The 23,089-nt window shown below is 74.5% G+C and carries 25 protein-coding genes; 7 read left to right on the top strand and 18 right to left on the bottom strand.

The window, feature by feature from the left end; genetic code table 11:
* Positions 1–8 precede the first annotated feature (8 nt).
* The 4 genes from rpmF to KPL59_RS09080 all read right to left on the bottom strand — a co-directional run bounded on the left by rpmF (position 9) and on the right by KPL59_RS09080 (position 2,808).
* Entirely contained in the window at positions 9–191 is a 183-nt protein-coding gene (gene rpmF, locus KPL59_RS09095; RefSeq protein ID WP_020626225.1) for a 50S ribosomal protein L32, read from the bottom strand.
* Positions 192–261: 70 nt separating this feature from the next.
* Positions 262–837, bottom strand: a complete 576-nt coding sequence (locus KPL59_RS09090) for a DUF177 domain-containing protein (RefSeq protein WP_020626224.1) — start codon at positions 835–837, stop codon at positions 262–264.
* A 26-nt stretch (positions 838–863) separates the two neighbouring features.
* On the bottom strand, positions 864–1,757 hold the full coding sequence (locus KPL59_RS09085; RefSeq protein ID WP_086002393.1) for a MinD/ParA family protein: 894 nt from the start codon (positions 1,755–1,757) through the stop codon (positions 864–866).
* 283 nt (positions 1,758–2,040) lie between these two features.
* Positions 2,041–2,808, bottom strand: coding sequence for a helix-turn-helix domain-containing protein (locus KPL59_RS09080; RefSeq protein ID WP_226360522.1), 768 nt, complete (start codon positions 2,806–2,808; stop codon positions 2,041–2,043).
* Between the two features lie 60 nt (positions 2,809–2,868).
* On the opposite strand from KPL59_RS09080, the gene KPL59_RS09075 reads away from it, so the two are divergent.
* Both KPL59_RS09075 and KPL59_RS09070 read left to right on the top strand, forming a co-directional pair.
* Positions 2,869–3,366, top strand: coding sequence for a glyoxalase/bleomycin resistance/extradiol dioxygenase family protein (locus KPL59_RS09075; protein WP_020626221.1), 498 nt, complete (start codon positions 2,869–2,871; stop codon positions 3,364–3,366).
* A gap of 226 nt (positions 3,367–3,592) precedes the next feature.
* Positions 3,593–4,882, top strand: a complete 1,290-nt coding sequence (locus KPL59_RS09070; RefSeq protein WP_226360521.1) for a DUF222 domain-containing protein — start codon at positions 3,593–3,595, stop codon at positions 4,880–4,882.
* A 22-nt stretch (positions 4,883–4,904) separates the two neighbouring features.
* On the opposite strand, the gene KPL59_RS09065 is transcribed toward KPL59_RS09070, so the two are convergent.
* From KPL59_RS09065 to KPL59_RS09035, 7 genes are all read right to left on the bottom strand, one after another.
* Positions 4,905–5,657: a DivIVA domain-containing protein gene (locus KPL59_RS09065; protein ID WP_226352509.1), complete on the bottom strand. Its 753-nt coding sequence runs from the start codon at positions 5,655–5,657 to the stop codon at positions 4,905–4,907.
* 97 nt (positions 5,658–5,754) lie between these two features.
* Complete coding sequence (gene coaD, locus KPL59_RS09060) at positions 5,755–6,240, bottom strand: pantetheine-phosphate adenylyltransferase (RefSeq protein WP_226352510.1); 486 nt, start codon at positions 6,238–6,240, stop codon at positions 5,755–5,757.
* Positions 6,241–6,271: 31 nt separating this feature from the next.
* Positions 6,272–7,006, bottom strand: a complete 735-nt coding sequence (locus tag KPL59_RS09055; RefSeq protein WP_043280643.1) for a GntR family transcriptional regulator — start codon at positions 7,004–7,006, stop codon at positions 6,272–6,274.
* Positions 7,007–7,026: 20 nt separating this feature from the next.
* A complete protein-coding gene (locus KPL59_RS09050) occupies positions 7,027–7,806 on the bottom strand; it encodes a glucosamine-6-phosphate deaminase (protein WP_226352511.1) in 780 nt (259 codons plus the stop codon).
* Positions 7,806–8,969, bottom strand: coding sequence for an N-acetylglucosamine-6-phosphate deacetylase (locus KPL59_RS09045; RefSeq protein ID WP_226360520.1), 1,164 nt, complete (start codon positions 8,967–8,969; stop codon positions 7,806–7,808). The genes KPL59_RS09050 and KPL59_RS09045 overlap by 1 nt, the downstream gene beginning before the upstream one ends.
* Positions 8,966–9,232: an HPr family phosphocarrier protein gene (locus KPL59_RS09040; protein WP_374111608.1), complete on the bottom strand. Its 267-nt coding sequence runs from the start codon at positions 9,230–9,232 to the stop codon at positions 8,966–8,968. The genes KPL59_RS09045 and KPL59_RS09040 overlap by 4 nt, the downstream gene beginning before the upstream one ends.
* Before the next feature lie 26 nt (positions 9,233–9,258).
* Positions 9,259–10,563, bottom strand: a complete 1,305-nt coding sequence (locus tag KPL59_RS09035) for a PTS transporter subunit EIIC (RefSeq protein WP_226360518.1) — start codon at positions 10,561–10,563, stop codon at positions 9,259–9,261.
* 169 nt (positions 10,564–10,732) lie between these two features.
* Here KPL59_RS09035 and KPL59_RS09030 point away from each other — a divergent pair, with 169 nt between their 5' ends.
* Genes KPL59_RS09030 through KPL59_RS09020 form a run of 3 tightly spaced genes read left to right on the top strand, consistent with a single transcriptional unit; the run spans position 10,733 to position 12,089 of the window.
* On the top strand, positions 10,733–10,963 hold the full coding sequence (locus KPL59_RS09030) for a glucose PTS transporter subunit EIIB (RefSeq protein WP_020626212.1): 231 nt from the start codon (positions 10,733–10,735) through the stop codon (positions 10,961–10,963).
* Positions 10,960–11,409, top strand: a complete 450-nt coding sequence (locus KPL59_RS09025) for a PTS glucose transporter subunit IIA (RefSeq protein WP_226360517.1) — start codon at positions 10,960–10,962, stop codon at positions 11,407–11,409. The genes KPL59_RS09030 and KPL59_RS09025 overlap by 4 nt, the downstream gene beginning before the upstream one ends.
* Positions 11,406–12,089 carry an HAD family phosphatase gene (locus tag KPL59_RS09020; protein ID WP_226352516.1) on the top strand — a complete coding sequence of 228 codons (684 nt, stop codon included), beginning with the start codon at positions 11,406–11,408 and terminating at the stop codon, positions 12,087–12,089. The genes KPL59_RS09025 and KPL59_RS09020 overlap by 4 nt, the downstream gene beginning before the upstream one ends.
* Before the next feature lie 7 nt (positions 12,090–12,096).
* Here KPL59_RS09020 and rsmD read toward each other — a convergent pair whose 3' ends face one another.
* The gene (gene rsmD, locus KPL59_RS09015; protein ID WP_226352517.1) at positions 12,097–12,651 is read right to left on the bottom strand and encodes a 16S rRNA (guanine(966)-N(2))-methyltransferase RsmD; all 555 of its coding nucleotides are present in this window, start codon (positions 12,649–12,651) and stop codon (positions 12,097–12,099) included.
* 21 nt (positions 12,652–12,672) lie between these two features.
* Positions 12,673–16,053, bottom strand: coding sequence for a pyruvate carboxylase (locus KPL59_RS09010; RefSeq protein ID WP_226360516.1), 3,381 nt, complete (start codon positions 16,051–16,053; stop codon positions 12,673–12,675).
* 211 nt (positions 16,054–16,264) lie between these two features.
* Here KPL59_RS09010 and KPL59_RS09005 point away from each other — a divergent pair, with 211 nt between their 5' ends.
* The gene (locus KPL59_RS09005; protein ID WP_226360515.1) at positions 16,265–16,921 is read left to right on the top strand and encodes a hypothetical protein; all 657 of its coding nucleotides are present in this window, start codon (positions 16,265–16,267) and stop codon (positions 16,919–16,921) included.
* Between the two features lie 4 nt (positions 16,922–16,925).
* On the opposite strand, the gene recG is transcribed toward KPL59_RS09005, so the two are convergent.
* Both recG and KPL59_RS08995 read right to left on the bottom strand, forming a co-directional pair.
* A complete protein-coding gene (recG, locus tag KPL59_RS09000) occupies positions 16,926–19,106 on the bottom strand; it encodes an ATP-dependent DNA helicase RecG (RefSeq protein WP_226360514.1) in 2,181 nt (726 codons plus the stop codon).
* Positions 19,107–20,849 carry a DAK2 domain-containing protein gene (locus KPL59_RS08995; protein WP_226360513.1) on the bottom strand — a complete coding sequence of 581 codons (1,743 nt, stop codon included), beginning with the start codon at positions 20,847–20,849 and terminating at the stop codon, positions 19,107–19,109.
* A 157-nt stretch (positions 20,850–21,006) separates the two neighbouring features.
* On the opposite strand from KPL59_RS08995, the gene rpmB reads away from it, so the two are divergent.
* Positions 21,007–21,198, top strand: a complete 192-nt coding sequence (gene rpmB, locus KPL59_RS08990) for a 50S ribosomal protein L28 (RefSeq protein ID WP_020627372.1) — start codon at positions 21,007–21,009, stop codon at positions 21,196–21,198.
* A gap of 71 nt (positions 21,199–21,269) precedes the next feature.
* Here the strand turns inward: rpmB and KPL59_RS08985 are convergent, their stop codons facing one another.
* Genes KPL59_RS08985 through KPL59_RS08975 form a run of 3 tightly spaced genes read right to left on the bottom strand, consistent with a single transcriptional unit; the run spans position 21,270 to position 23,087 of the window.
* The gene (locus KPL59_RS08985; protein WP_226360512.1) at positions 21,270–21,875 is read right to left on the bottom strand and encodes a DUF1707 domain-containing protein; all 606 of its coding nucleotides are present in this window, start codon (positions 21,873–21,875) and stop codon (positions 21,270–21,272) included.
* A gap of 10 nt (positions 21,876–21,885) precedes the next feature.
* Positions 21,886–22,566 carry a uracil-DNA glycosylase gene (locus tag KPL59_RS08980; RefSeq protein WP_086002420.1) on the bottom strand — a complete coding sequence of 227 codons (681 nt, stop codon included), beginning with the start codon at positions 22,564–22,566 and terminating at the stop codon, positions 21,886–21,888.
* On the bottom strand, positions 22,563–23,087 hold the full coding sequence (locus KPL59_RS08975) for a gamma carbonic anhydrase family protein (RefSeq protein WP_226360511.1): 525 nt from the start codon (positions 23,085–23,087) through the stop codon (positions 22,563–22,565). Before KPL59_RS08975 ends, KPL59_RS08980 begins: the two co-directional genes overlap by 4 nt.
* Positions 23,088–23,089 lie beyond the last annotated feature (2 nt).

The raw sequence follows: 23,089 nt of genomic DNA, 5'->3' as shown, positions 1-23,089 counted from the left end.
TGCTGCGATCAGGCCGGGCTGGTGACCTGACGACCGTCGTACTGCCCACAGGTCGGGCAGGCGATGTGCTGCAGCTTCGGCTCACGGCAGGCGCGGTTCGAGCAGGCGACCAGGGTCGGCGCAGTGGCCTTCCACTGCGACCGGCGCGCACGCGTGTTCGACCGCGACATCCGGCGCTTGGGAACGGCCATGATGACACTCCTCGGTACTTCGAACGATCAGGTCTGCCCACCGGGGAGCGGGCTCACGGGGAGCCGCCGCTCAGTCGGTGGAGGGCAGGCGCTCACGGAGCGCCGCCCAACGAGGATCCAGTGTCTCATGCCCGTGATCCGATGGGAGATCGGCCCACCTCTCCCCGCACTCGACGCACAGACCAGGGCAGTCCTCGCGGCACAGCGGTGCCATCGGCAGCTCGGTCACGATCGCGTCGCGCACGGCCTGGGTGAGGTCGATGCGCTCGTCGACCAGGCGCGGGATCTCGTCGGCGTCGGTGGTCTCCTCGGTGACCGAGTCCGGGTAGGCGAACAGCTCGCCGATCCGGACCTGCACGTCCTCGCCGATCGGCTCCAGGCAGCGCGAGCACTCCCCCGCCAGCCGGGCGTCGGCGGTGCCGGAGACGTAGACGCCCTCGGTCACCGACTCCAGGGACACGTCGAGCTCGACGTCGGACCCGCCGGGGACGGTGATCACCCCGGTCAGGCCGATCTCGGCGTCGCCGGACGGCGCGGGGACCGTGCGGGCCACGGTGCGCTGGTTGCCGGGGCGGCGGGCCAGCTCGCGGGTGGAGAGGACCCAGGGGTTGTCGTCGGGACGGTTCTGGCTGCGCGCGGTGTTCATCTCGCCGACCAGCGTACGCGGCCCGGTCAGTCGCGTCGTCGCACGTCGAACGCGTCGGCGACCAGGGCACCCAGCTCCAGGAACGCGTCCGCGGTGGCCGGTCGGAGCCGGGCCGGGTCGATCCGCCCGCCGGTGGCCAGGTGCGGGTCGTGCGGCACCTCGACGACGCCGCGCACCCGCTGGGCGAAGTGCTCGCGGATCCGGGCGGCGTCGACCTCGGCGCTGCGCCGGTCGCAGGACAGCACGACCACCGCGTTGCGGACGAGGTCGCCGTGGCCGTGCGCGACCAGCCAGTCCAGCGTCTTGCTGGCCCGACCCGCCCCGTCGACGGTGGGGGCTCCCACGACGACCACGGAGTCGGCGCGAGCGAGGGTGCCCTGCATCGTGGAGTGCACCATCCCGGTGCCCGAGTCGGTGATGATGATGTTGAAGAAGCGGCCCAGCAGGTCGACGACGCGCTCGTACTCGTCGCGGGAGAACGCCTCACCGGAGGCGGGGTCCTGCTCCGAGGCCAGGACCTGCAGGCGTCCGGCGAGGCTCGTGTAACGGGACACGTCGGTCCAGGTGCCGACCCCCTCCAGGTCGTTCAGCAGCTCGCGGACGGTGATCCGGGAGTCGCCGGTCAGCCGGTCGGCGAGCGTGCCGGCGTCGGGGTTCGCGTCGAGGACGACGGCCCGGTCCCCTCGGTGCTCGGCCAGCGCCTGCCCGAGGCAGGCCGCGACCGTGGTCTTGCCGACGCCGCCCTTCACCGACATGACCGCCACCCGGTGCGCACCGGCCAGTGGTGCGCGGACCCGGGCCAGCATCCCGGTGCGGAGCTCCTCGGCGTCGCTGGGGCCGGGGTTCACCCGGCCACCGGTGATGTCGTAGAGGGCACGACGCCAACCGGTGCGCGGCCGGTCGGGCCGGGGCCGCAGCATGGCGTCCTCACGCAGGTCCGCCGCGGCCGCCCCGGCGTTCCCACGCCGAGCCTCGGAGCGGGGCAGCTCGGGACGCGGGGCCTCGGGGGCGGGGCCGGGTTCGTCACGGGGGGTCCTTCCAGCCGGTGCCCATAGCGTTCCCACCAGGTCGTCGGGTCGGGTTCGGGCCGGCGTGCCATGCGCGGGAGAGTAGTACGGCGGGTGACCTGGATTCCTGCTTCCGGCGTATCCGATCACAGTGTTTGCCCGCGGTGAAGCACCTGCGCCGCAGCCGTTGCCGCGATCACCCGGCCGCGCGGGCCGCCTGCCGGGTGGCGCCGGGGGTCTCGCCGAGCACGGCCCGGTAGCGACGGGTGAAGTGGGCCTGGTCGGCGTAGCCGAGTTCGGCGGCCAGCCCGGCCAGCGCGGCGTCCGGGTCGGTCCGGAGCACCGCGGCGGCGTGCTGCAGGCGACGGCACTCGATCAGCCACAGCGGGGTCAGCCCGATGTGGCCGCGGACCAGCCGTTCCAGTGTCCGCGGCGCGACGCCGACGAGCTCGGCGAGCTGGTCGGCGCGTACGACGTCGGTGCGGGACTCGGCCAGCGCGCAGGCCCGGTTGACCAGGCGTCCGGCGTCGGTGACCCGGTCGGCCAGCGGGGCGAGCCAGTCCCGCACCGTCGCGGCCGGGTCGCCGCACGCCACGGCCGCGGCCAGCTCCGCCACCGGCGCGGCGTGGACCTCCTCGTCGGCGCCACGCAGTGCGGCCGGTGCGGTGGCGGTGAACAGCGGGGTCGCGCCGGGCCGGAGCAGCACGCCGACGACCCAGGACCGCCCGGTCAGCTCCCGGACGTCGACGCCGGTGCGCGGCCCGTGCAGCGTCGCGGTGACCGGGTCGGTGACGAGGTTGAACGCCGGGTACTGCAGCACCCGCTGGCGCACCGTGCGCCCGGGCGGCACGTCCCAGCGGGCGGTCCACACCCAGCGCACGAGGTCGTCGAGCCCGATCCGAACCCGGTCGAGGGCGACCTCCGGGGCGCCCGGGTTCAGGTGCCCGCGCGACTCGACGGTCATCGGCCACTCCTGTCGGCAATGTTCAATCCGCCTGTGTCGCGGGGCGGGCACGCTCGTCCCATGGAGCTCACGAGCAGCGTCACCGGCACCCACACCACCGACGGCCGCCCGCACGGGGTCACCTCGCTCACCCCGCACCTGGTGGCCTCACCCGCCCGCGCGGCGATCGAACTCTACTGTGCCGCCTTCGGGGCCCGGGTGCTCTCGGTCACCGAGATGGGCGACATGATCGGGCACGCCGAGCTGGAGCTGGCGGCCGGCCGGTTCACCGTCTCCGACGCGATGCCCGACTACGGCCTCGTCGCCGCCCCGGCGGGCGACCACCCGGTGTCGCTGTCGCTCGCGGTGTACGTGCCCGACACCGACGCGACCGTCGCCACGCTGGCCGAGGCCGGATCGACCGTGCGAGAGCCGGTCTCGACGTTCGTGTCCGGGGACCGGTTCGGCTCGGTCGTCGACCCGTACGGAGTGCGGTGGGCGGTGATGACCCGGGTGGAGGACCTGTCGCCGGAGGAGAGCGCGCGGCGGGTCGCCGAGTGGGCGGCGGAGCAGGGCTGACGGTGGGGCGAGCGGGGCCCCGATCGGCGCGCCGGCGTCCCGGCCGCAGCCGACGGCACACGGCAGGGCCGGCCGGGACCTCGGCCCTGCCGTGGTCCCGGGGTGCCGGCGCATCGTGCTCCCGCTGATGCCTGGGCGCAGGACCTTCACCGTTCTCGCAGCTCACGAGTTCGCAATGGTGAACGGGAACTAGCGATCGAACACACATTCGAATAGCATCGGCGATGTGACCGCGACCCAGGAGCCACCCGCCCACGCCACCGGCGTGGGCTCCGGCCGGTTCCGCTCCGGTGACCTCGCCCTCATCCAGCTCCTGATCGACCAGGCCATCGGCGACGACACCACACTGCTCTCCGAGGCCGACCTGATCGACCAGGTCCAGCAGATCGAGTCCGTCCAGGCCTCCCTCGCCGCGCTGCAGGCGAGTCGGATCCGGGCGTTCGCCCAGACGCACATCCAGAACCGGCTCACCGATGACGGGACCGACGGGAGCGACCGCGCCCGGACCGACCCCGAGCGGCTCCACCGCAGCGTCGTCGCCCAGATCCAGCTCGCCTGCCGGGTCTCCACCACCGAGGCCCGCACCCGCGTGGCGAACGCCCGCGACCTGCACTCCGGGCTCGACCACGTCCGCGGCCTCCACACCGCCGGCGAGCTCAGCGCCGCCAAGGTCACCGCCATCGCCGTCGAACGCCGCGACCTCGACCCACACCAGCGCAGGCACCTCGACACCCGCCTCGCCACACACGACCTCACCCGGCTCGGCATCGGCCGGCTCCGCGCCATGACCCGCCGCATGGTCGCCGAAATCGCGCCCGAACGCTTCCGAGCCCGCGTCCACGCCGCCGCGGCCGAACGCCGGGTCACCCTGCGCCCGGCACCGGACGCGATGAGCTACCTCACCGCCTACCTCCCCGTCGCACAGGGCGCGGCCTGCCTCGCCGCACTGCAGAAAGCCTTCGTGCAGGTCCAGGTCGACCCGGCACCCCTGACCCGCAGCCGCGGGCAGATCATGGCCGACACCCTGGTCGAACGCGTCACCGGACAGGCCACCGCGACCGCGGTCAACCTCGAAGTCCAGGTCACCGTCCCGGTCCAGGCCCTGCTCGACCCCACCTCCCCACTGCCCGCGGAGATCCCCGGACTCGGACCCGTCCCGGTCGAGCTGCTCGCCACCAGCGAGGGCACCGCGTCACTGCGCCGACTGCTCACCGACCAGGGCCTGGTCATCGGCGGCGACTCACGCCAACGCACCTTCACCGGACTCCTCGCCACCCTCGTGAAAGCCCGAGCGAACAACCGGTGCACCGAGCCCTACTGCGACGCACCCCTCCGCCACATCGACCACATCCACCGCCACACCGACGGCGGACACACCGAACTCGACAACGGACGCGGACTGTGCGAGTTCCACAACCACATCCGCGAACAACCCGGATGGCACGTCACCCGAACACCCGACGGGACCGTCCTCACGACCACACCCACCGGACACACCTACCGCGGACCGGACTGACCCGACCCGGTGCCGGCGGCCGTCAGTCGATCAGGTCCATCCCGGTGCCGGTGCGCCCCTGCTCCGGGGGCAGCCCGCCGCCGTAGTTCGGGCCGTACTGACCGCGCCAGATCTGGCTGCGCCCGCGCCCGACGACGCCCAGCGCGTTGTTCAGGGTGGTCTCCAGCTCGCCGAGGGTGGTGTCGACGTAGTCGTCGCACTCGCGGCGCAGCCGGTCGGCCTCGGCGTGCGCGCCGTCGACGATCCGGCCGGCCTCGGCGTGCGCGGAGCGGACGACCTCGGTCTGGGACACCAGCCGGGTCTGCTCGTTCTGCCCGTCGGCGATGAGCCGGTCGTGCGCGGCCCGCCCGGCGTGGCTCATCCGCTCGGCCTCGTCACGGGCCCGGTCGGTGAGCTCGGCGTACTGACGGCGACCCTCGGCGACGGCGCGCTCCGCCTCGTGGCGGGCCTCGGCCAGGGTGCGCGCGGCTTCCTCCTGCGCCTCGGCGACGAGCCGCTCGGCCTCGGTGCGCGCGTTCTGCAGCGTCTCCTCGGCCTCGGAGTTCGCCGCGGTCCGAGTCTCCTCCGCCTCGCGCTCGGCCTCGGACACGATGTCGTCGCGCCGGTCGAGCACGTCCTGGGCGTCGTCCATCTCGCCCGGGATCGCCTCGCGGACGTCGTCGAGCAGCTCCAGCACGTCGCCGCGCGGGACCACGCAGTTCGACGTCATCGGGACGCTGCGCGCCTCCTCGACGATCGTCACCAGCGCGTCCAGCGACTCGAAGACCCGGTACACGCGAGCGATCCTCTCACCGTCGCGGGCGCGGACCCGTTATTCGGCGCCGCTCCCGCGTGTCAAGTTCCGACCGGGTGAGCCTCGCAGGGGTCCAGGCTCAGCCGGACAGGCGCTCCAGCAGCCGGGTGTGCACGCTCGGCGGGAGGAACGCGGTGACGTCGCCGCCGCCGCGGGCGACCTCCTTGACCAGCGAGCTCGACACGTAGACCTGACCGGGCGCGCCGGGCAGGAACAGCGTCTCGATCCCGGTCAGGTGCCGGTTCATGTGCGCCATGGGGAGCTCGTAGTCGTAGTCCGTCGCGCCGCGCAGGCCCTTGACCATCGCCCGGGCGCCGCGCTCACGGCAGTAGTCGACGACGAGGCCCTGGAACGACTCGACCCGCACGCCCGGCAGGTCCGCGGTGATCTCGGTGAGCATCGCGACACGCTCGTCGACGGAGAACAGCCCCTCCTTGCGGGGGTTCACGAGGATCGCGACGTACACCTCGTCGAACAGCCCCGCGGTGCGGGCGATGACGTCGAGATGCCCCACCGTCGGCGGGTCGTAGGAACCGGGGCAGACGGCGCGGCGGACCTCGGGCATGGGGCGGAACCTATCAGCCGGTGATCACCGGTCAGGCCCAGCTCCGGTCGAGCGACATGTGCAGCTCGTAGCGGTCACCGCGGTAGTGGGACACGGTGTACTCGACCGGCCGGTCGCCGGAGCTGGCGGTCCGGTCGAACACCAGGACCGGGTGCCCGGCGGGGATCCCGAGCAGGACCGCCGAGGCCTCGTCGGCCTGCCGGGCGGCGACGGTCTGCTCGGCGCGGTCGATGGGGAGCCGGTAGTGGTCCTGCAGGATCTTGTAGACCGAGCCGCTGAGGTCGTGGGCGTCGAGGTCGGGGACCCGCTCGGCGTCGTACCAGGCGTCGTCGATCGACATCGGCACCCCGTCGGCGACGCGCAGCCTCCGCAGGTGCCAGCACCGGCCGTCGGGACCCTGGCCGAGCGCACGGACGGCCTCCGGCGGCCCGGTGGTGCAGGCGACCTCGAGGACGACCGTGGTCGGGGTGAGTCCGAGCCGGCGCATGTCGTCGTGGAAGGACGCGAGGTGCAGCCGGGAGCGCGCGGTGCGGGCGGCGACGTAGGTGCCCTTGCCGCGGACCCGGGTCAGCAGCCCGTCGCGCTCCAGCTCGCCGACGGCGGCCCGCACCGTCACCCGGCTCACGCCGTGGTCAAGACACAGCCTGCGCTCGCTGGGGAAGGGGTCGCCCGGTGAGAAGTCCCGCGCGATCGTCTCCGCGAGCAGGGTGCGGAGCTGCTCGTGCTTGGGCACGACCCCGTCGCCGATCCGGACCTCGCCGTTCATGGTGCCGTCCACCGTAGCCACTACCGCCCCCGTCCCGGTGCGCCGACCTGCCCGGCCGCGACGGGCCCGGCCCGCTCCCCGGCGGCCGCCCGGTCGAGCACGAGCGTGCAGTGCGGGTGGGTGCGCAGCACGGTCGCGGGCACGTCGGTCGTGACCGGTCCGGACACGGTCGCCGCCACGGCTGCGCGCTTGCCCTCCCCGGTCGCGACGAGCACGATCCGCCGCGCACCGGTGATGGTGGCCAGCCCCTGGGTGAGCACCCGGTGCGGCACGTCGGCCGGACGGTCGAAGAAGCGTGCGTTGTCGGCGCGGGTCCGCTCGGTCAGCGTCGTGACCCGGGTGCGCGAGTCGAACGGCGAGCCGGGCTCGTTGAACCCGATGTGGCCGTTCCCGCCGATGCCCAGGATCTGCAGGTCCACCGGGCCGTGCGCGGCGAGCAGCCGCTCGTAATCGGCGGCGGCCGCCTCCGGGTCGGCGCGGGTGCCGTCGGGAGCGTGCACCGCGGCCGGGTCGATGTCGAGGTGGTCGGTCAGCTCCCGGCGGATGACCTCGCGGTAGGACTGCGGATGCCCCGCGGGCAGGCCCAGGTACTCGTCGAGCAGGAACGCCCGCGCCCCGGCGAAGGACAGCCCCTCCTCGCGGTGCCGCCGGATCAGCTCGGCGTAGGCGGGCAGCGGGGAGCTGCCGGTGGCGAGCCCGAGGGTCGCCGGCCGGCCGGTGTCACGGGCCAGGACCTCGGCGACGGCGTCGGCGACCGCCCGCCCGCAGGCCCGTGGGTCGTCGAGGACCACGACCTCCATCACGCACCCCCACCGATGACGGGCTCCCCGGCACGCAGCACGTGGCGCGGCCGCAGGTCCGCGTCGGTGACGAGCACGTCGGCGCGGTGGCCCGGGACCAGCGACCCGACCTCGCCGTCGAGCCCGAGGAGCCGGGCCGGCGTGCGGGTCGCGGCGAGCACCGCGTCCGGCAGCCGGACCCCCGCGTCGCGCACCGTGGCCCGGACGACGTCGACCAGGCACGCGGTGCCGCCCGCGATGGGCCCGTCCGGGATCCGGGCGACGCCGTCCTCGACCCGGACCTGCATCGTGCCCAGGCGGTACTGGCCGTCGGGCATCCCGGCCGCGGCCATCGCGTCGGTGACCAGCGCGACCCGGTCCGGCCCGACGAGGTCGAACACCGCGGCGACGGTCTCGGCGGCCAGGTGCACCCCGTCCGCGACGAGCTCCACGACGAGCTCGCCCCGCGCAGCCGCCGCCAGGCACGCCGCGGCCGGCCCGGGCGCCCGGTGGTGCATCGGGGGCATCGCGTTGAACAGGTGGGTGGCGCTCATCGGTGCCCCGCCGGCCCGTTCGATCCCGGTCGCGGTGGTGCGGGCGTCGGCGTCGGTGTGGCCGATGCTCGGCAGCACGCCGTGCGTGGCGAGCACCGCGAGCAGGTCCGCCGCGTGCGCGGTCTCCGGTGCGTAGGTCACCGACGCCACGGCGCCGTCGGCCTTGGTCAGCAGCTCGTCGAGCAGCACGGGGTCGCCCGGGCGGATCGCGCGCGGGTCGTGCGCTCCGCACCGCGCGGTCGCCAGGAACGGGCCTTCCAGGTGGATCCCGGCGAGGTCCCCGGCGACGACGAGCGGGCGCAGCGTCGCGATCCGTTCGGCCAGCACGGTCGGCGGGGCCGAGACGAGCGAGGCAACCGTCGTCGTCGTGCCGTGCGCCCGGTGGTGGGCGACGGCCGCCGCGGCCCCGGCCGCCGTCGCGTCCGGGAAGCCGTGTCCGGCACCGCCGTGGTCGTGCACGTCGACCAGCCCGGGCAGCAACAGCGACGACGACGCGGGCGGGAGCGGACCGTCGTACGCCGCGGCCGGGACGACCGCGACGATCCGGTCCCCCGCGACCGCGACGACCGAGTCCGGGAGCAGCCGGCCGTCGGTGACGACGGTGCCGCGCAGCACGCGGTCCGCCGTCACGCGTCGTGGTCCGTCTCGAGCAGCGCCACGAGGCCGTCCAGCGCGGCGGGTGCGTCGTCGCCGGCGGCCCGCAGCACGACCTCGTCACCGAAGACGACGCCGAGGGTCATGAGCCCGAGGACGCTGCGGGCGTCGACCGGGTCCTTCCCCTGCGTCGCGACGGTGACGTCCAGTCCGGTGGCGCCTGCCGCGCGGGCGAACAGCGCGGCCGGGCGGGCGTGCAGCCCCACCCGGGACGCGACGATGGCGGTGCGGGTGTGCACGGTGCTCTCCTGCTCCTCGTGGGTGGTCACCGGTCGGTCCGTCCGGCGGTGTCGGTGTCCCCGGTGGCCCCGGTGGTCCCGGCGCTCTCGGTGGTCGCGGCCGTGACGGTGGCCGGTGTGGTCTCGGTGCCGGTGGTCTCGTCGTCCTCCCGGCCAGGGGTGCGCAGGTTCCAGCGGCGGATCACGAAGCGGAACAGCACGTAGTAGACGACGGCGTAGGCCAACCCGATCGGGATCAGCCACAGCGGACGGGTGGACTGGCCGAAGTTGAGGACGTAGTCGATCGCGCCGGCGGAGAAGGCGAACCCGCTGTGGATGTCGAGCGCGTTGACCAGCGCGAGCGAGGTGCCGGTGAGCACCGCGTGGATCAGGTACAGCGGCCACGCGACGTAGACGAAGGCGTACTCGAGCGGCTCGGTGATGCCGGTGACGAAGGAGGTCAGCGCGACCGACACCATGATCCCGCCGACCAGCTTGCGCCGCTCCGGGCGGGCCTCGTGCCAGATCGCGAGTGCCGCGGCGGGCAGCGCGAACATCATGATCGGGAAGAAGCCGGTCATGAAGGTGCCCGCGGTCGGGTCACCCTGGAAGAACCGCTGCAGGTCGCCGTGCACCCCCTGGTAGTCCCCGATGAGGAACCAGACGACGTTGTTGACGATGTGGTGCAGCCCGATCGGCAGCAGCAGCCGGTTCACCAGGCCGAAGATCCCGCCGCCGACGACCGCGTTCTCCCCGACCACAGTGCCCAGCCCGGTCAGCCCGGCGTTGAAGACCGGGTAGACCAGGCTCATCACCGACGCGATCACCATCATCGAGACGGCGGTGAGGATCGGGACCAGCCGACGGCCGTTGAAGAAGCCGAGGAAGGTCGGCAGCGTCGTGCGGTGGAAGCGCTGCCACAGCAGCGCCGCGACGAGCCCCGCGACGATGCCGCCCAGCACCCCGAAGTCGATCGTGGCCTGCTCGCCCTTCGAGTCGAGCACCCCGGGCAGCAGCACCGGGGACAGCGCGGTGAACACGCCGTCCATGACGAGGTAGCCGACGAGGGCCGCCAGCGCGGTGGAGCCGTCGGAGCGGCGCGCCCAGCCGATCGCGATGCCGACCGCGAAGATCATCGGGAGGTGGTCGAACAGCGCGCCGCCGGCCGCGGCGAGCACCGCCGCGGGCTGCTTCAGCGCCTCGACCCCGCCGAGCAGGTCGTCCTGCCCGAGACGCAGCAGCAGACCGGCCGCGGGCAGGACGGCGATCGGGAGCATCAGGCTCCGGCCGAGACGCTGCAGGCCGGCCAGCCCGGCCCGTCGTCGTACCGGTTCCGCTGTGGAGGTGCTCATGGGCTCGCACTCCTCGTGAGGTGTCGGCGACCGGGGCCGGTGCGCGGGCGTTGTGGAGCCGCCGCGTCAGCCGGTACGGTCTGGTTATAACCAGTGAGGGTGCGGGGCGATCGCGGCACTGTCAAGACACTGGTCATGACCAGTAGTGACCGGAGAGCGGAGGAACCCCATGAGCAGGGCCGACGACATCGTGGCGGGGCTGGGCGGGCCCGGGAACATCACCGACATCGAGGCGTGCATCACCCGGCTGCGGACCGAGGTCGGCGACCCCGGCCTGGTCGACGACGCCGCGCTGAAGGCCGCCGGGGCGCACGGTGTGGTCCGGTCCGGGACCGTCGTGCAGGTCGTGATCGGGCCGGAGGCGGAGAACCTCTGCGACGACGTCCGGGACCTCCTGTGAGATCCGTGCTCGCGCCCGTCGACGGGACCGTGGTCGGGCCGGCGGGAGTGCCGGACCCGGTGTTCCGTGACGAGCTGCTCGGCGGTGGGACGGCCGTCGAGCCGTCCGCGGACGCCACCGAGGCGGTCGTGCTGGCCCCGGTCGGCGGGACGGTCGCGGCGCTGCACCCGCACGCCTTCGTCGTCGCCCCCGCCGACGGGCCCGGGGTGCTGGTGCACGTCGGGATCGACACGGTCTCGCTCGGCGGGGCCGGGTTCACCGTGCACGTCGCGAAGGGCGACCCGGTCGAGCCGGGCACCCCGGTGCTGACCGTCGACCTCGCCGCCGTGCGGGCGGCCGGACTGGCCGCGACCTGCCCGGTCGTCGTGCTGGACTCACCCGCCGGGTCGGTCAGCGCCCCCACCGGGCACACCGTGCACGCCGGCGACGAGCTGTTCCGCCTGTGAGCGGCGCCGACGCAGTGGCCACCGTCCCCGACGGGGCCCCGGTCGTCTTCGACCTCGACGGCACCCTCGTGCGCAGCGAGCACGTGCACCGTCGGATCTGGGCCCGGTTCTTCGCCGAGTGGGGCGCCGAGGTCGACGACGACACCTACCGGCACCGGTTCATGGGCCGCCGCGCGGTCGACGTGCTGCGCGAGGTCGACGGGCCGTGGCGCGGCGAGGACCCCGACGAGCTCGCCGCACAGCTGGCCGGGCACGGCTCCGCCCTCGCCGAGGACGTCGACGTCGTCCCCGGCGCACCCGCACTGCTCCGCTCGCTGGCCGAGCGCGGGCACCGGCTCGCGGTGGTGACGAGCGCCCGCCGCGGCTGGGCGGACCGGGTGCTGGGCGACGTGCTCGGCGCGGCCCCGCTGGTCGAGCTGGTCGTCACCGCCGAGGACGTGGTGCGCGGCAAGCCGGACCCGGAGGGCTACCTCGCCGCATGCCGCCGTCTCGCCGCCGACCCGGGCGGCTGCGTCGCGTTCGAGGACTCCGTCGCCGGGGTGTCCTCGCTGGTCGCGGCCGGGATGGGCACCATCGTCGGGGTACGGACGACGGCCGGGGACGCGGAGCTGACCGCAGCCGGGGCGCACCGCACGGTGCCCGACCTGACGCCCGACCGGCTGCTGGGCCCGGCGGCCTGATCCGGGCTCAGCCCACGAGCGAGCCGTGGTGCAGGACGGTGTCGCCGTAGCGGCGTGACCGGCCCGCGGTGAACCCCTCCGGCCAGGCGAACTCGCCCGACGCCTTCGCCCGCTCGACGACGACGGCCGCCCCGGGTGCGAGCCAGCCGTGGACGGCGGCGGCGCTCAGCCAGCCCGCGACCTCGTCGTCGGGCACCGCGTAGGGCGGGTCGACCAGCACGACGTCGAACGCCCGCGGCGCGGGCCCGGCCAGCACGGTCCCGGCCCGCCCCGCGACGACCGTCCCGCCGAGCCCGACCGCGGCCAGGTTGCGCCGCAGCACCCCGGCGGCCCGCTTGTCCGACTCGACGAACAGCGCCTCGGCGGCGCCCCGGGACAGTGCCTCCAGCCCCAGCGCGCCGGAGCCCGCGCACACGTCCAGCACGGCGGCGCCGTGCAGGCCCGGGTCGTGGTCGAGCGCGGAGAACAGCGCCTCCCGGACCCGGTCCGACGTCGGCCGGGTCCCCGACGGCGGCACGGCGAGCCGTCGTCCGCCCGCCGTGCCCGCGATCAGCCTGGTCATCGCTCCATCGTGCCGTGCGGCTCAGTCCAGCTCGACCAGCAGGTCCCCGCCCTCGACCTGGGTGACCTTCCCGATCGCGAGCCGCGTGACGGTGCCGGCCCGGTGCGCGGTGATCGACGCCTCCATCTTCATGGCCTCGATGGTGGCGACGGTCTGGCCGTCGTCGACGGTGTCGCCCTCCTCGACCTGCAGCGTCACGACACCGGCGAACGGGGCGGCGACGTGCGCGTCGTTGCCCTTCTCCGCCTTCTCCGCGGCCTTCACCTCGGTGGCAACCGACTCGTCGCGCACCGACACCGGGCGCAGCTGGCCGTTCAGGGTGGTCAGCAGGGTGCGGTAGCCGCGCTCGTCGGGCTCGGAGACGGCCTCCAGCTCGATGATCAGCGTGACGCCGGGCTCGAGGTCGACGGTGTGCTCGAGGTCCTCCTCCAGGCCGTAGAAGAAGTCCTTCGACGACAGCACCGCGGTGTTGCCGTACTGCTCGCGGTGGGTGTCGAAGTCCTTGGTCGGGCCGGGGAACAGCAGCCGGTTCAGCGTGCGGCGCCGGTCGTGGGCGAGACCCTCGCGGTCGTCGCCGGACAGTTCCGCCTTCTCCGCCTCGGGGCTGCGGCCCTCCAGCGCGCGGGTCCGGAACGGCTCCGGCCAGCCCGCGGGCGGCGAACCCAGCTCACCGCGCAGGAACCCGATCACCGAGTCCGGGATGTCGAAGCTCGCCGGGTCCTTCTCGAAGTCCGCGGGCTCCACCCCGGCCCCGACCAGGTGCAGGGCCAGATCACCGACAACCTTCGACGACGGCGTCACCTTCACCAGCCTGCCCAGCATCCGGTCCGCGGCGGCGTAGCAGTCCTCGATCAGCTCGAACCGGGCGCCCAGCCCGAGCGCGATCGCCTGCTGGCGCAGGTTCGACAGCTGCCCGCCGGGGATCTCGTGGTGGTAGACCCGCCCGGTCGGCGCCGCGAGCCCGGACTCGAACGGCGCGTAGACCTTGCGCACCGCCTCCCAGTACGGCTCCATGTCCCCGACCGCGGCCAGGCTCAGCCCGGTCGCACGGTCGGTGTGGTCGGTGGCCGCGACCAGCGCCGACAGCGACGGCTGGCTCGTGGTGCCGGCCATCGAGGCGACCGCGCCGTCGACGGCGTCGACCCCGGCGTCGATCGCCGCGACCAGCGTCGCGAGCTGACCGCCCGCGGTGTCGTGGGTGTGCAGGTGCACCGGGAGGTCGAAGCGTTCCCGCAACGCCGTGACCAGCGTCCGCGCCGCCGGCGGGCGCAGCAGCCCGGCCATGTCCTTGATCGCCAGCACGTGCGCACCGGCCTCGACGATCTCCTCGGCCAGGCGCAGGTAGTAGTCGAGGGTGTAGAGCTTCTCCCCCGGGTCCGACAGGTCCGCGGTGTAGCAGAGCGCGACCTCGGCCAGCGCCGTGCCGGTGCTGCGGACGGCGTCGATGGCCGGACGCATCTGGGACACGTCGTTGAGGGCGTCGAAGATCCGGAAGATGTCCATGCCGGTGTCCGCCGCCTCCTGCACGAAGGCGTCGGTCACCTCCGTCGGGTACGGCGTGTAGCCGACGGTGTTGCGCCCGCGCAGCAGCATCTGGGTGCAGATGTTCGGCGCCGCCGCCTTGATCGCGGCGAGCCGGTCCCACGGGTCCTCGGCGAGGAAGCGCAGGGCGACGTCGTAGGTCGCACCGCCCCAGCACTCCAGCGACAGCAGCTCGGGCATGGTGCGCGCCACGTAGGGCGCGACCGCGAGCAGGTCCCGGGTCCGGATCCGGGTCGCTAGCAGCGACTGGTGGGCGTCGCGGAACGTCGTGTCGGTGACGGCGACGGCGGTCTGCTCACGCAGCCGGCGCGCGAAGCCCTCGGGACCGAGCTCGCGCAGCAGCTGCGCGGAGCCGTCCGGCGCCGGCGTCTCCAGGTCGACACCGGCGGGCAGCTTGTCCACCGGCTCCACGACCAGCGGCCGGTCACCATTGGGCTTGTTGACCGTGACCTCGCCCAGGTACTGCAGGATCCGCGAGCCGCGGTCGGCCGACGGGCGGGCCTTGAGCAGGTGCGGGCGCTCCTCGATGAAGCTGGTGGTCACCCGGCCCTGCTTGAAGTCCTCGTCCTCCAGCACGGCGGCCAGGAACGGCAGGTTCGTCGCCACACCGCGGATCCGGAACTCGGCCAGCGCGCGCCGGGCGCGCCGGGCGGCGTTGGCGAAGTCGTGGCCGTGGCAGGTCAGCTTGACCAGCATCGAGTCGAAGTGCGCCGAGACCTCGGCGCCGACGTGCACGGTGCCGCCGTCCAGGCGCACGCCCGGGCCGCCCGGGGAGCGGTAGACCGACAGCGTGCCGACGTCGGGGCGGAACTCGTTGGCCGGGTCCTCGGTGGTGATGCGGGTCTGCATCGCCGCACCGGTGAGGGTGATGTCGTCCTGGGTCAGCCGCAGCTCCGGCAGCGTGAGCCCGGAGGCGATCCGCAGCTGGGCGATGACCAGGTCGCGGTCGGTGACCTGCTCGGTGACCGTGTGCTCGACCTGGATCCGCGGGTTCATCTCGATGAAGTGGTGCTTGCCGCGCTCGTCGAGCAGGAACTCCACGGTGCCGGCGTTCACGTAGCCGATCGTCTTCGCGAAGTTCACCGCGTCGGCGCAGATCCGGTCCCGCAGCTCCGGGTCCAGGTTCGGGGCCGGGGCGATCTCGACGACCTTCTGGTGGCGGCGCTGCACCGAGCAGTCGCGCTCGTAGAGGTGCACGACGTTGCCCTCGGCGTCGGCGAGGATCTGGACCTCGATGTGGCGGGGGTTGACCACCGCCTGCTCCAGGAACACGGTGCCGTCGCCGAAGGCCGACTCCGCCTCCCGGCTCGCGGCCTCGATCGCGTCGCGCAGGTCGCCGGGCTCGGTGACCCGGCGCATCCCGCGCCCGCCGCCGCCGGCGACGGCCTTGACGAAGATCGGGAAGTCGATGTTCTCGGCGGCGGCGAGCAGCTCCTCGACGTCGTCGGAGGGGTCGGAGGACTCCAGCACCGGCACGCCGGCCTCACGGGCGGCCGCCACGGCGCGGAACTTGTTGCCCGTCAGGTGCAGGACCTCGGTGGGCGGGCCGACGAAGGTGATGCCCTCCTCGGCGCAGGCACGGGCGAGGTCGGGGTTCTCCGACATGAAGCCGTAGCCGGGGTAGACCGCGTCCGCGCCGGCCTTCTTCGCGGCGCGGATGACCTCCTCCACCGACAGGTACGCGCGGACCGGGTGACCCGGCTCACCGATCTGGTAGGACTCGTCGGCCTTCGCGCGGTGCAGCGAGTTGCGGTCCTCGTACGGGAACACCGCCACCGTCGAGACACCCAGCTCGAACGCGGCCCGGAACGCCCGGATGGCGATCTCGCCCCGGTTGGCCACCAGCACCTTGCGGAACATCGGTCTCCTCATCACGGTCGGCGACGAACCCCGTCGCGACAGGGGTTCCCCCGCGACGGACGCGTGATCCTGACACGATCGGAGCGGTCCCGACCACCGCTCGGGACGGGGTGCCCACCCAGCGGGACGACGCCCGGCTCCGGGCGGGCGGCACGTGGCGCGATCCGCCCACCTGGGGCACCGTGGACGGCGGTCCGGGGGCGGAGGGGCGGTGGTGCCGGTGCTGACCGTGGTGGTCCAGCTCCTGTCGCTGGCGTTGCTGGTGATGGCGGTGGTCGGCGCCTACCGGCGGCTGCGCGCCGACCGCGGCCCGGCGGACGGTCCGGCGGCGGAACCGGTCCCGCGGCCCGCGCTGTCGCCCGACGCCGTCGCCGCCGAGCAGGCGTGGCGATGTGCACGGGCCGAGTTCCAGCGGCTGCGCGGCGAGTTCGCCGCGCACGAGGCCGACCCGCTGGCCGTGCTGCGCCGCCCGGCGCTGTCGGACACCACGGTGGCGGCCACCGCACGGTTCGTCGACGCGTTCGCCGAGGCCCAGGCGCTGGACACCGACGGCTACCCGGCCGAGCCGCACGCCGCGACCCACGTGCGCGCCGTCGACGCCGCCCGCCGCGCCTGGACCGCCGCGGTGGACGCCGCCGACCGGATCCGGCTCGCCGGGCTGGACCCCGAGGAGCGGCGCACCGTCGAGCGCGTGGTGAAGCTGCTGACCACCGCGCGGGACTCCGACTCCGAACCCGAACGGCTCGCCGCCCACGGCCGCGCCCGCGCCGAGCTGGACCGCCTCGAGCGGTCCGGGCGGCTGCACCTGCCCCGCCCGGCCCGCGCCCGGCTCGACGCCGCGGCCCGCGGTGAGCTCCCCGGGCCGTGACCGGTCAGGACTTGTCCAGGTAGGCGGCCCGCTCCTCGTCGCCGAGGGTCTCGGCCACCAGGGCCCGCAGCCGCGGGTGGCCGGCCAGGCCCGGGTCCTCGGCGACCAGGTGCCGGGCGTAGACCTGGGCCTTCTCGATGACCTCGCCGTGGCGCAGCAGCGACAGCAGCTTGAGCCCCGAGCGGGACCCGGACTGGCTCGATCCGAGCACGTCGCCCTCGCGGCGCAGCTCCAGGTCGAGCCGGGCCAGCTCGAAGCCGTCGGTGGTCCCGGCGATCGCGTCGAGCCGCTCGCGGGCGGCGGTGGCGGCGGGCATGTCGGTGACCAGCAGGCACAGCCCGGGAGCGCTGCCCCGGCCGACCCGGCCGCGCAGCTGGTGCAGCTGGGACAGCCCGAACCGGTCCGCGTCGAGCAGCACGATCCCGGTCGCGTTCGGCACGTCGACGCCGACCTCGATCACCGTGGTCGCGACCAGCACGTCCAGCTCGGCGCGTTCGAAGGCCCGCATCACGGTGTCCTTCTCCTCCGGCGGGAGCTTGCCGTGCAGGATCCCGACCCGCAGCCCGGCCAGCTTCTCGGAGATCAGCGGGGCGATGTCGAGCACCGCGAGCGGGGCGCGCCGCTCCTCGCCGCCGTCGTCGTCCGGCGGGGGCTCCTCGGCGTCCTCCTTCTCGCCGCCCTCCTTCTCGGCACCGCCGACCCGGGGGCACACGACGTAGCACTGGTGGCCGGCCTCGACCTCCTCGCGGATCCGCTGCCACACGCGCTCGATCCACGACGGGTGCTCCGCGAGCGGGACGACGGTCGTCGCGATCGGGGAGCGGCCCTTCGGCAGCCCCTTCAGCTCGGACACGGCCAGGTCGCCGTAGACGGTCATGGCCACGGTGCGCGGGATCGGCGTGGCCGTCATGACCAGCATGTGCGGGGCCTTCTCGCCGCGGGCGCGCAGCGCGTCACGCTGCTCGACACCGAAGCGGTGCTGCTCGTCGACCACGACCAGCCCCAGCTCGGCGAACCCGACGGTGTCCTGGATCAGCGCGTGGGTCCCGACGACGATCCCCGCCGCCCCGGACTGCGCGTCGAGCAGCGCCTGCCGCTTGGCCTTCGCCCCCATCGACCCGGTCAGCAGCGTCACCGCGGTCGCGTTCTCCGCCGCGCCGAGCTCGCCGCTGCGCCCGAGCGGGCCGAGCATCGCCCGCAGCGAGCGGGCGTGCTGGGCGGCGAGCACCTCGGTGGGGGCCAACATCGCGGCCTGGGTGCCCGCGTCGACCGCCTGCAGCATCGCCCGCAGCGCGACGATCGTCTTGCCCGCGCCGACGTCGCCCTGCACGAGGCGGTTCATCGGGTGCTCCCGGGCGAGGTCCGCGGCGACCTGCTCACCCACCTCCTGCTGGCCCTCGGTGAGCGGGAACGGCAGGTTCGCGTCGAACGCGGCGAGCAGGCCGTCGTCACGGCGCGCGCACACCGGGGCCGGTCGCGCGACGGCGGCCTCCCGGCGCAGCGCGAGCGCCAGCTGCACACCGAGTGCCTCGTCCCACACCAGGCGGTGCCGGGCGGCGAACAGGTCGGCCTCGGTCTCGGGGACGTGGATGCGCCGCAGCGCCCGCCCCAGCTCGGGGAGCTTCTCCCGCTCGCGCAGCGACTCGGGCAGCGGGTCGGTCGGGTCGTCGATCTGGTCCAGCACCTGGCGGACCGACCGCGCGATCGCCTGCGAGGTCACCTTGGCGTTCGCCGGGTAGACCGACAGGAACGGGCGCAGCGAGTCGCTCTCCTCGATCTCCTCGAACTGCGGGTGGGTCAGCTGCAGCCGGTTGTTGAACACCCAGACCTTGCCGGAGAACACCCCGACGACGCCCTGCTTGATGAAGCCCTGCAGCTTCCAGCCGTTGAAGAAGGTGGCGTCGAGCTCGCCGCCCTTCTCGTCCCGGATGACTGCCTTGAGCATCTTCCCGCGCCGGTTGCGCATGTCGCGCAGCTCGGCCCGCGCCACCTGCGCGACGACCGTGACGTGCTCCCCCGCGACGAGACCGGCGATCTCGGTGAGCCTGCCGCGGTCGACGTAGCGGCGCGGGTAGTGCCGCAGCAGGTCACCGACGGTCTCCAGCCCGAGCGGGGCCAGCGCGTCGGCGGCCTTGCGCCCGAGCGGCCCGTCGAGCCGGCTGTCGAGGTCGAACCCGTCGTTCATCTACTCCACTCCCAGCACCAGCGGGTAGTCGCCCTGCTCCCCCCGGTGCACCACCACGTCGACCTCCGGGTGGGTGCGGCGCAGGTCCTCGGCGAGCCGCTCCCCGAGCTCGTCGGGAGCGGCCGAGCCGAGCAGCACGGTCACCAGCTCCCCACCCGGAGTGAGCATGCGGTGAGCCAACCACAGGGCACCGACAGCGAGATCCGGGGCGATCAGCACGACCTCGCCGTCGGAGATCCCGAGGATCTCCCCCGGACGGCAGGGACCGGCCCAGGTGAGCGCCTCGGCCTCGGCGACGGCCAGCCCACCGGTCCGGGTGGCGGCCGCGGCCTCGGCCATCGCGACGACGTCGTCCGGGGCGCGACGGGCCGGGTCGTGCACCGCGAGCGCGGCCAGGCCCTGCAGCACCGAGCTCGCCGGGACCACCACGACGTCGATGCCCTCGAACCGCACCCGCTCGGCCGCGGTCTCGGCGACCGTGCGCCGGTGCGTCGCGCAGGGCAGCACCACGACGTGCTCCGCACCGGTCGCCCGGATCGCGGCCAGGACCTCGTCGACGGTCGGGTCCGGGTCGGCGACCAGCACGTTCCCACCCGCGGCCCGGGCCAGCGCCCCGGCCCCGCTGCTCTCGATCATCAGCAGGACGGCGCGGTCCCGGCTCGGCGACACCGGCGGCAGCGCCTCGATCCGGATCCCGGACGGGCGCCCCGCCGCGAGCCCCGCCTCGACCGCGGGCCCGGCCTCGGTGGTGTGCACGTGCACCATCACCCCGCCGCCGCCGTCCCCGGCGAGGCCGACCGAGTCCCCGAGCCCGGCGAGCCGGGCGCGCAGCGTCTCCACCGCGGCGGGGTCGGGGGCGGGCAGCCAGTAGGTGACCTCGTAGACCGGCTGGGGCACCCACGGCACGAGCTCGCCGTCGGCGGTGACCGTCGAGGCCGGACCAGGCCCCTCCACCTGCGACGACGGCGGCGGCGGCGGATCACCGCCGGCCGCGGCGACCAGCGCGTCGAGGACGACGACCAGGCCGAGCCCGCCCGCGTCGACGACCCCGGCCCGCACGAGCTCCGGCGGGCGCCCGGTGGACCGGGCCAGCGCGGCCCGCGCCGCGTCCGCCGCGACGCGCGCGGCCTCGGCGAGGGCGACGGTCGTCCCGTGTCCCGCGTCCGTCCCGTGTCCCGCGTCGGCGGGGTCCGCGGGGTCGGCGGGGTCGGCGACCCGGGTGGGCGTCGCGCCGGGGACCAGGGGCTCGGACGCAGGCCCGGACGCCGTACCGGCGGCGACCCGCGCCGCGACGGCCGCGGCGGCGGCGTCGAGCACGGTGAGTGCGGTCCCCGGACGCGGCGCGGACACCGCGACGGCCGCCAGCGCCGCCGCCCGCCGCAGCGCCCCGGCGAGCAGCTCACCGGCGGGGGTGTTCGGGCGTCGTGCCGCCGCGGCCTCCAGCTCCTCGGCCAGGCCCCGGAACAGCTGGGACAGGATCAGGCCGGAGTTCCCGCGGGCTCCGCGCACGGCGGCCGCGGCCAGGGCCGACGCGGCCCGCACCGGTCGGACGTCCTCGGCCGCGTCCCCGTCGAGCGGGGCCGAGGCTGCCGCGCGGGCGGTCAGCAGCAGGTTCGACCCGGTGTCGTGGTCGGCGACCGGGAAGACGTTGATGCGGTCGATCTCGGCCCGCCCGGCGGTGAGCCGCTCGGCGGCGGCGTCGATCCAACGGCGCAGCAGCGCGGGGTCGAACGGCGAGGCCACGGGCACCACACTAGGTGCGCCGCGGCCCCCGGTGCCGCGGGACGGCCCCGCGCGCCGGTCGCGACACGGGGGTGGCTAGACTTGAAGGCCGAGCCTCGGCACGTCCGTGCCGAGAATCTGTTCGTGAATCTGTTCGTCAACCCGAGGAGTGTCCGACGTGGCTGCCGTCTGCGACGTCTGTGGCAAGGGTCCGGGCTTCGGCATGTCCGTCTCGCACTCGCACCGCCGCACCCACCGCCGCTGGAACCCCAACATCCAGACGGTGCGCGCCGCGATCAACGGTGGCAACCGCCGTCGGATCAACGCCTGCACCTCCTGCCTGAAGGCGGGCAAGGTGACCCGCGTCTGAGTGCGCGAGACCCGAACCACGATCGAGGCCCGGTCCCCTGGGGACCGGGCCTTCGTCGTTCCCGGGGCGGCTCACTCGACCATGGACCGCCACCAGCTGCGGCGGGGACCGCGCACCGTGACCGACCCCATGCCGACCTTGCCGTGGACCACGACGTGCGGCCCGGCGGCCCCGGGCGTCGAGGGCACCTTGGTCTTCACCTCGCCCCAGGACGCCTTCGTGCCGTCGACGTCGGCGGTGCCGCCCTCGGGCAGGACCAGCACGACCTCGCCCATCCCGAGCGCGACCTCGACGTCGATCCGAGGCGGCAGCGACCGCACCTCGGACAGGTCGAGGTGGATGGTCTCCATCGACGACTGCAGGTACAGCGCCGCCGGGACCTGCCAGTCCCCGGTGCGCTTGATCGTCCCGGCGGCGGTCGTCAGCCGCACCCGCTCCGACGGCGCGGGGGGACTGGCCGGGACCGGCGCCAGCGCGGTGACCGACGGCGGCAGCCCACCCGGCAGGTCCGCCAGCGGCGGCCGCAGGTCCCGGGCGACGCGGGCGGCGTAGACCGCGTCGAGCCGTTCCTCCAGCTCGGCCAGCGTGATGCGGCCCTCACCGAGGGCGTCGTGCAGCCGGCCGGCCGCTGCCTCACGGTCGGCGTCCGATATGCGCATGTCCCCCGGGTCGTCCACCCGGTCCAGCCTAGGGCAGCTTCCAGTCGACGGGTTCCCCGCCGATCTCCTCGAGCAGGTCGTTGGCCCGGCTGAACGGCCGCGACCCGAAGAAGCCGCGGTCGGCCGACATGGGCGACGGGTGCGCCGACTCGATCGTCGGCACGTCCTCCAGCAGCGGCGCGAGGTTGCGGGCGTCGCGGCCCCAGAGGATCGCCACCATCGGCGCGGCGTCGCGGGCCACCAGGGCGCGGATCGCCTGCTCGGTGACCTCCTCCCAGCCCTTGTTGCGGTGCGAGGCCGGCTCTCCCGGTGCGACGGTCAGGCACCGGTTGAGCAGCAGCACGCCCTGCTCGGTCCACGGGGTCAGGTCGCCCGAGCTCGGCGCCGGGTGCCCGAGGTCCTCGGTGTACTCGCGGAAGATGTTCTGCAGCGAGCGCGGCAGCGGCCGGGTCCCGGGGGCGACGGAGAACGACAGCCCGACCGCGTGACCCGGGGTCGGGTAGGGGTCCTGGCCGACGAGCAGCACCCGGACGTCGTCGAAGGGCTGCTGGAACGCGCGCAGCACGTTCGCCCCGGCAGGCAGGTAGCGACGGCCCGCGGCGATCTCGGCACGCAGGAACTCGCCCATCGCGGTGATCGTCTCGGCGACCGGCTCCAGGGCCCTGGCCCACCCGGCCTCGACGACCTCGTGCAGCGGCTTGGCCATCAGCCCTCCAACCGGCGCAGCTGGGAGGCGAACCGGCGGCCCCGGTCGACGTAGGACTCCACGGCGTACCGCCAGCGGTCGGCGGGCACCTCGTAGCCGTCGCGGACGCGGGCGGGCACGCCCAGCGCCATGCGGTACGCGGGCACGTCGGCCTTCGGGGAGACGACCGCGCCCGCGGCGACGACCGCGCCCTCGCCGACCGTCGCCCCGTTCAGCACCACCGAGCCCGACGAGACGAGCGCGCGGTTGCCGATGGTGGCCGCCTCGATGTGCACGTTGTGCCCGACGGTCACCTCGTCCCCGATGATCGTCGGCTGGTGCAGGGTGGTGTGGATGATCGACCCGTCCTGGATGCTGCTGCGGGCGCCGACCTCGATCCGGCCGTCGTCGCCGCGCAGCACCGCGGTCGGCCAGACGGTGGACTCCGGGCCCAGCGTCACGTTGCCGATCACGACGGCGTCCGGATGGACGTAGGCGGTCGGGTGGATGTCCGGTTCGGCGTCACCGAGCGCGTACAGAGGCACAC

Source organism: Pseudonocardia sp. ICBG1142 (genome assembly GCF_020496255.1).
In the GTDB taxonomy this organism is placed as follows: domain Bacteria; phylum Actinomycetota; class Actinomycetes; order Mycobacteriales; family Pseudonocardiaceae; genus Pseudonocardia.
Note: the sequence above shows the minus strand (reverse complement) of the source record. Positions and strands in the feature narration are given on the sequence as shown.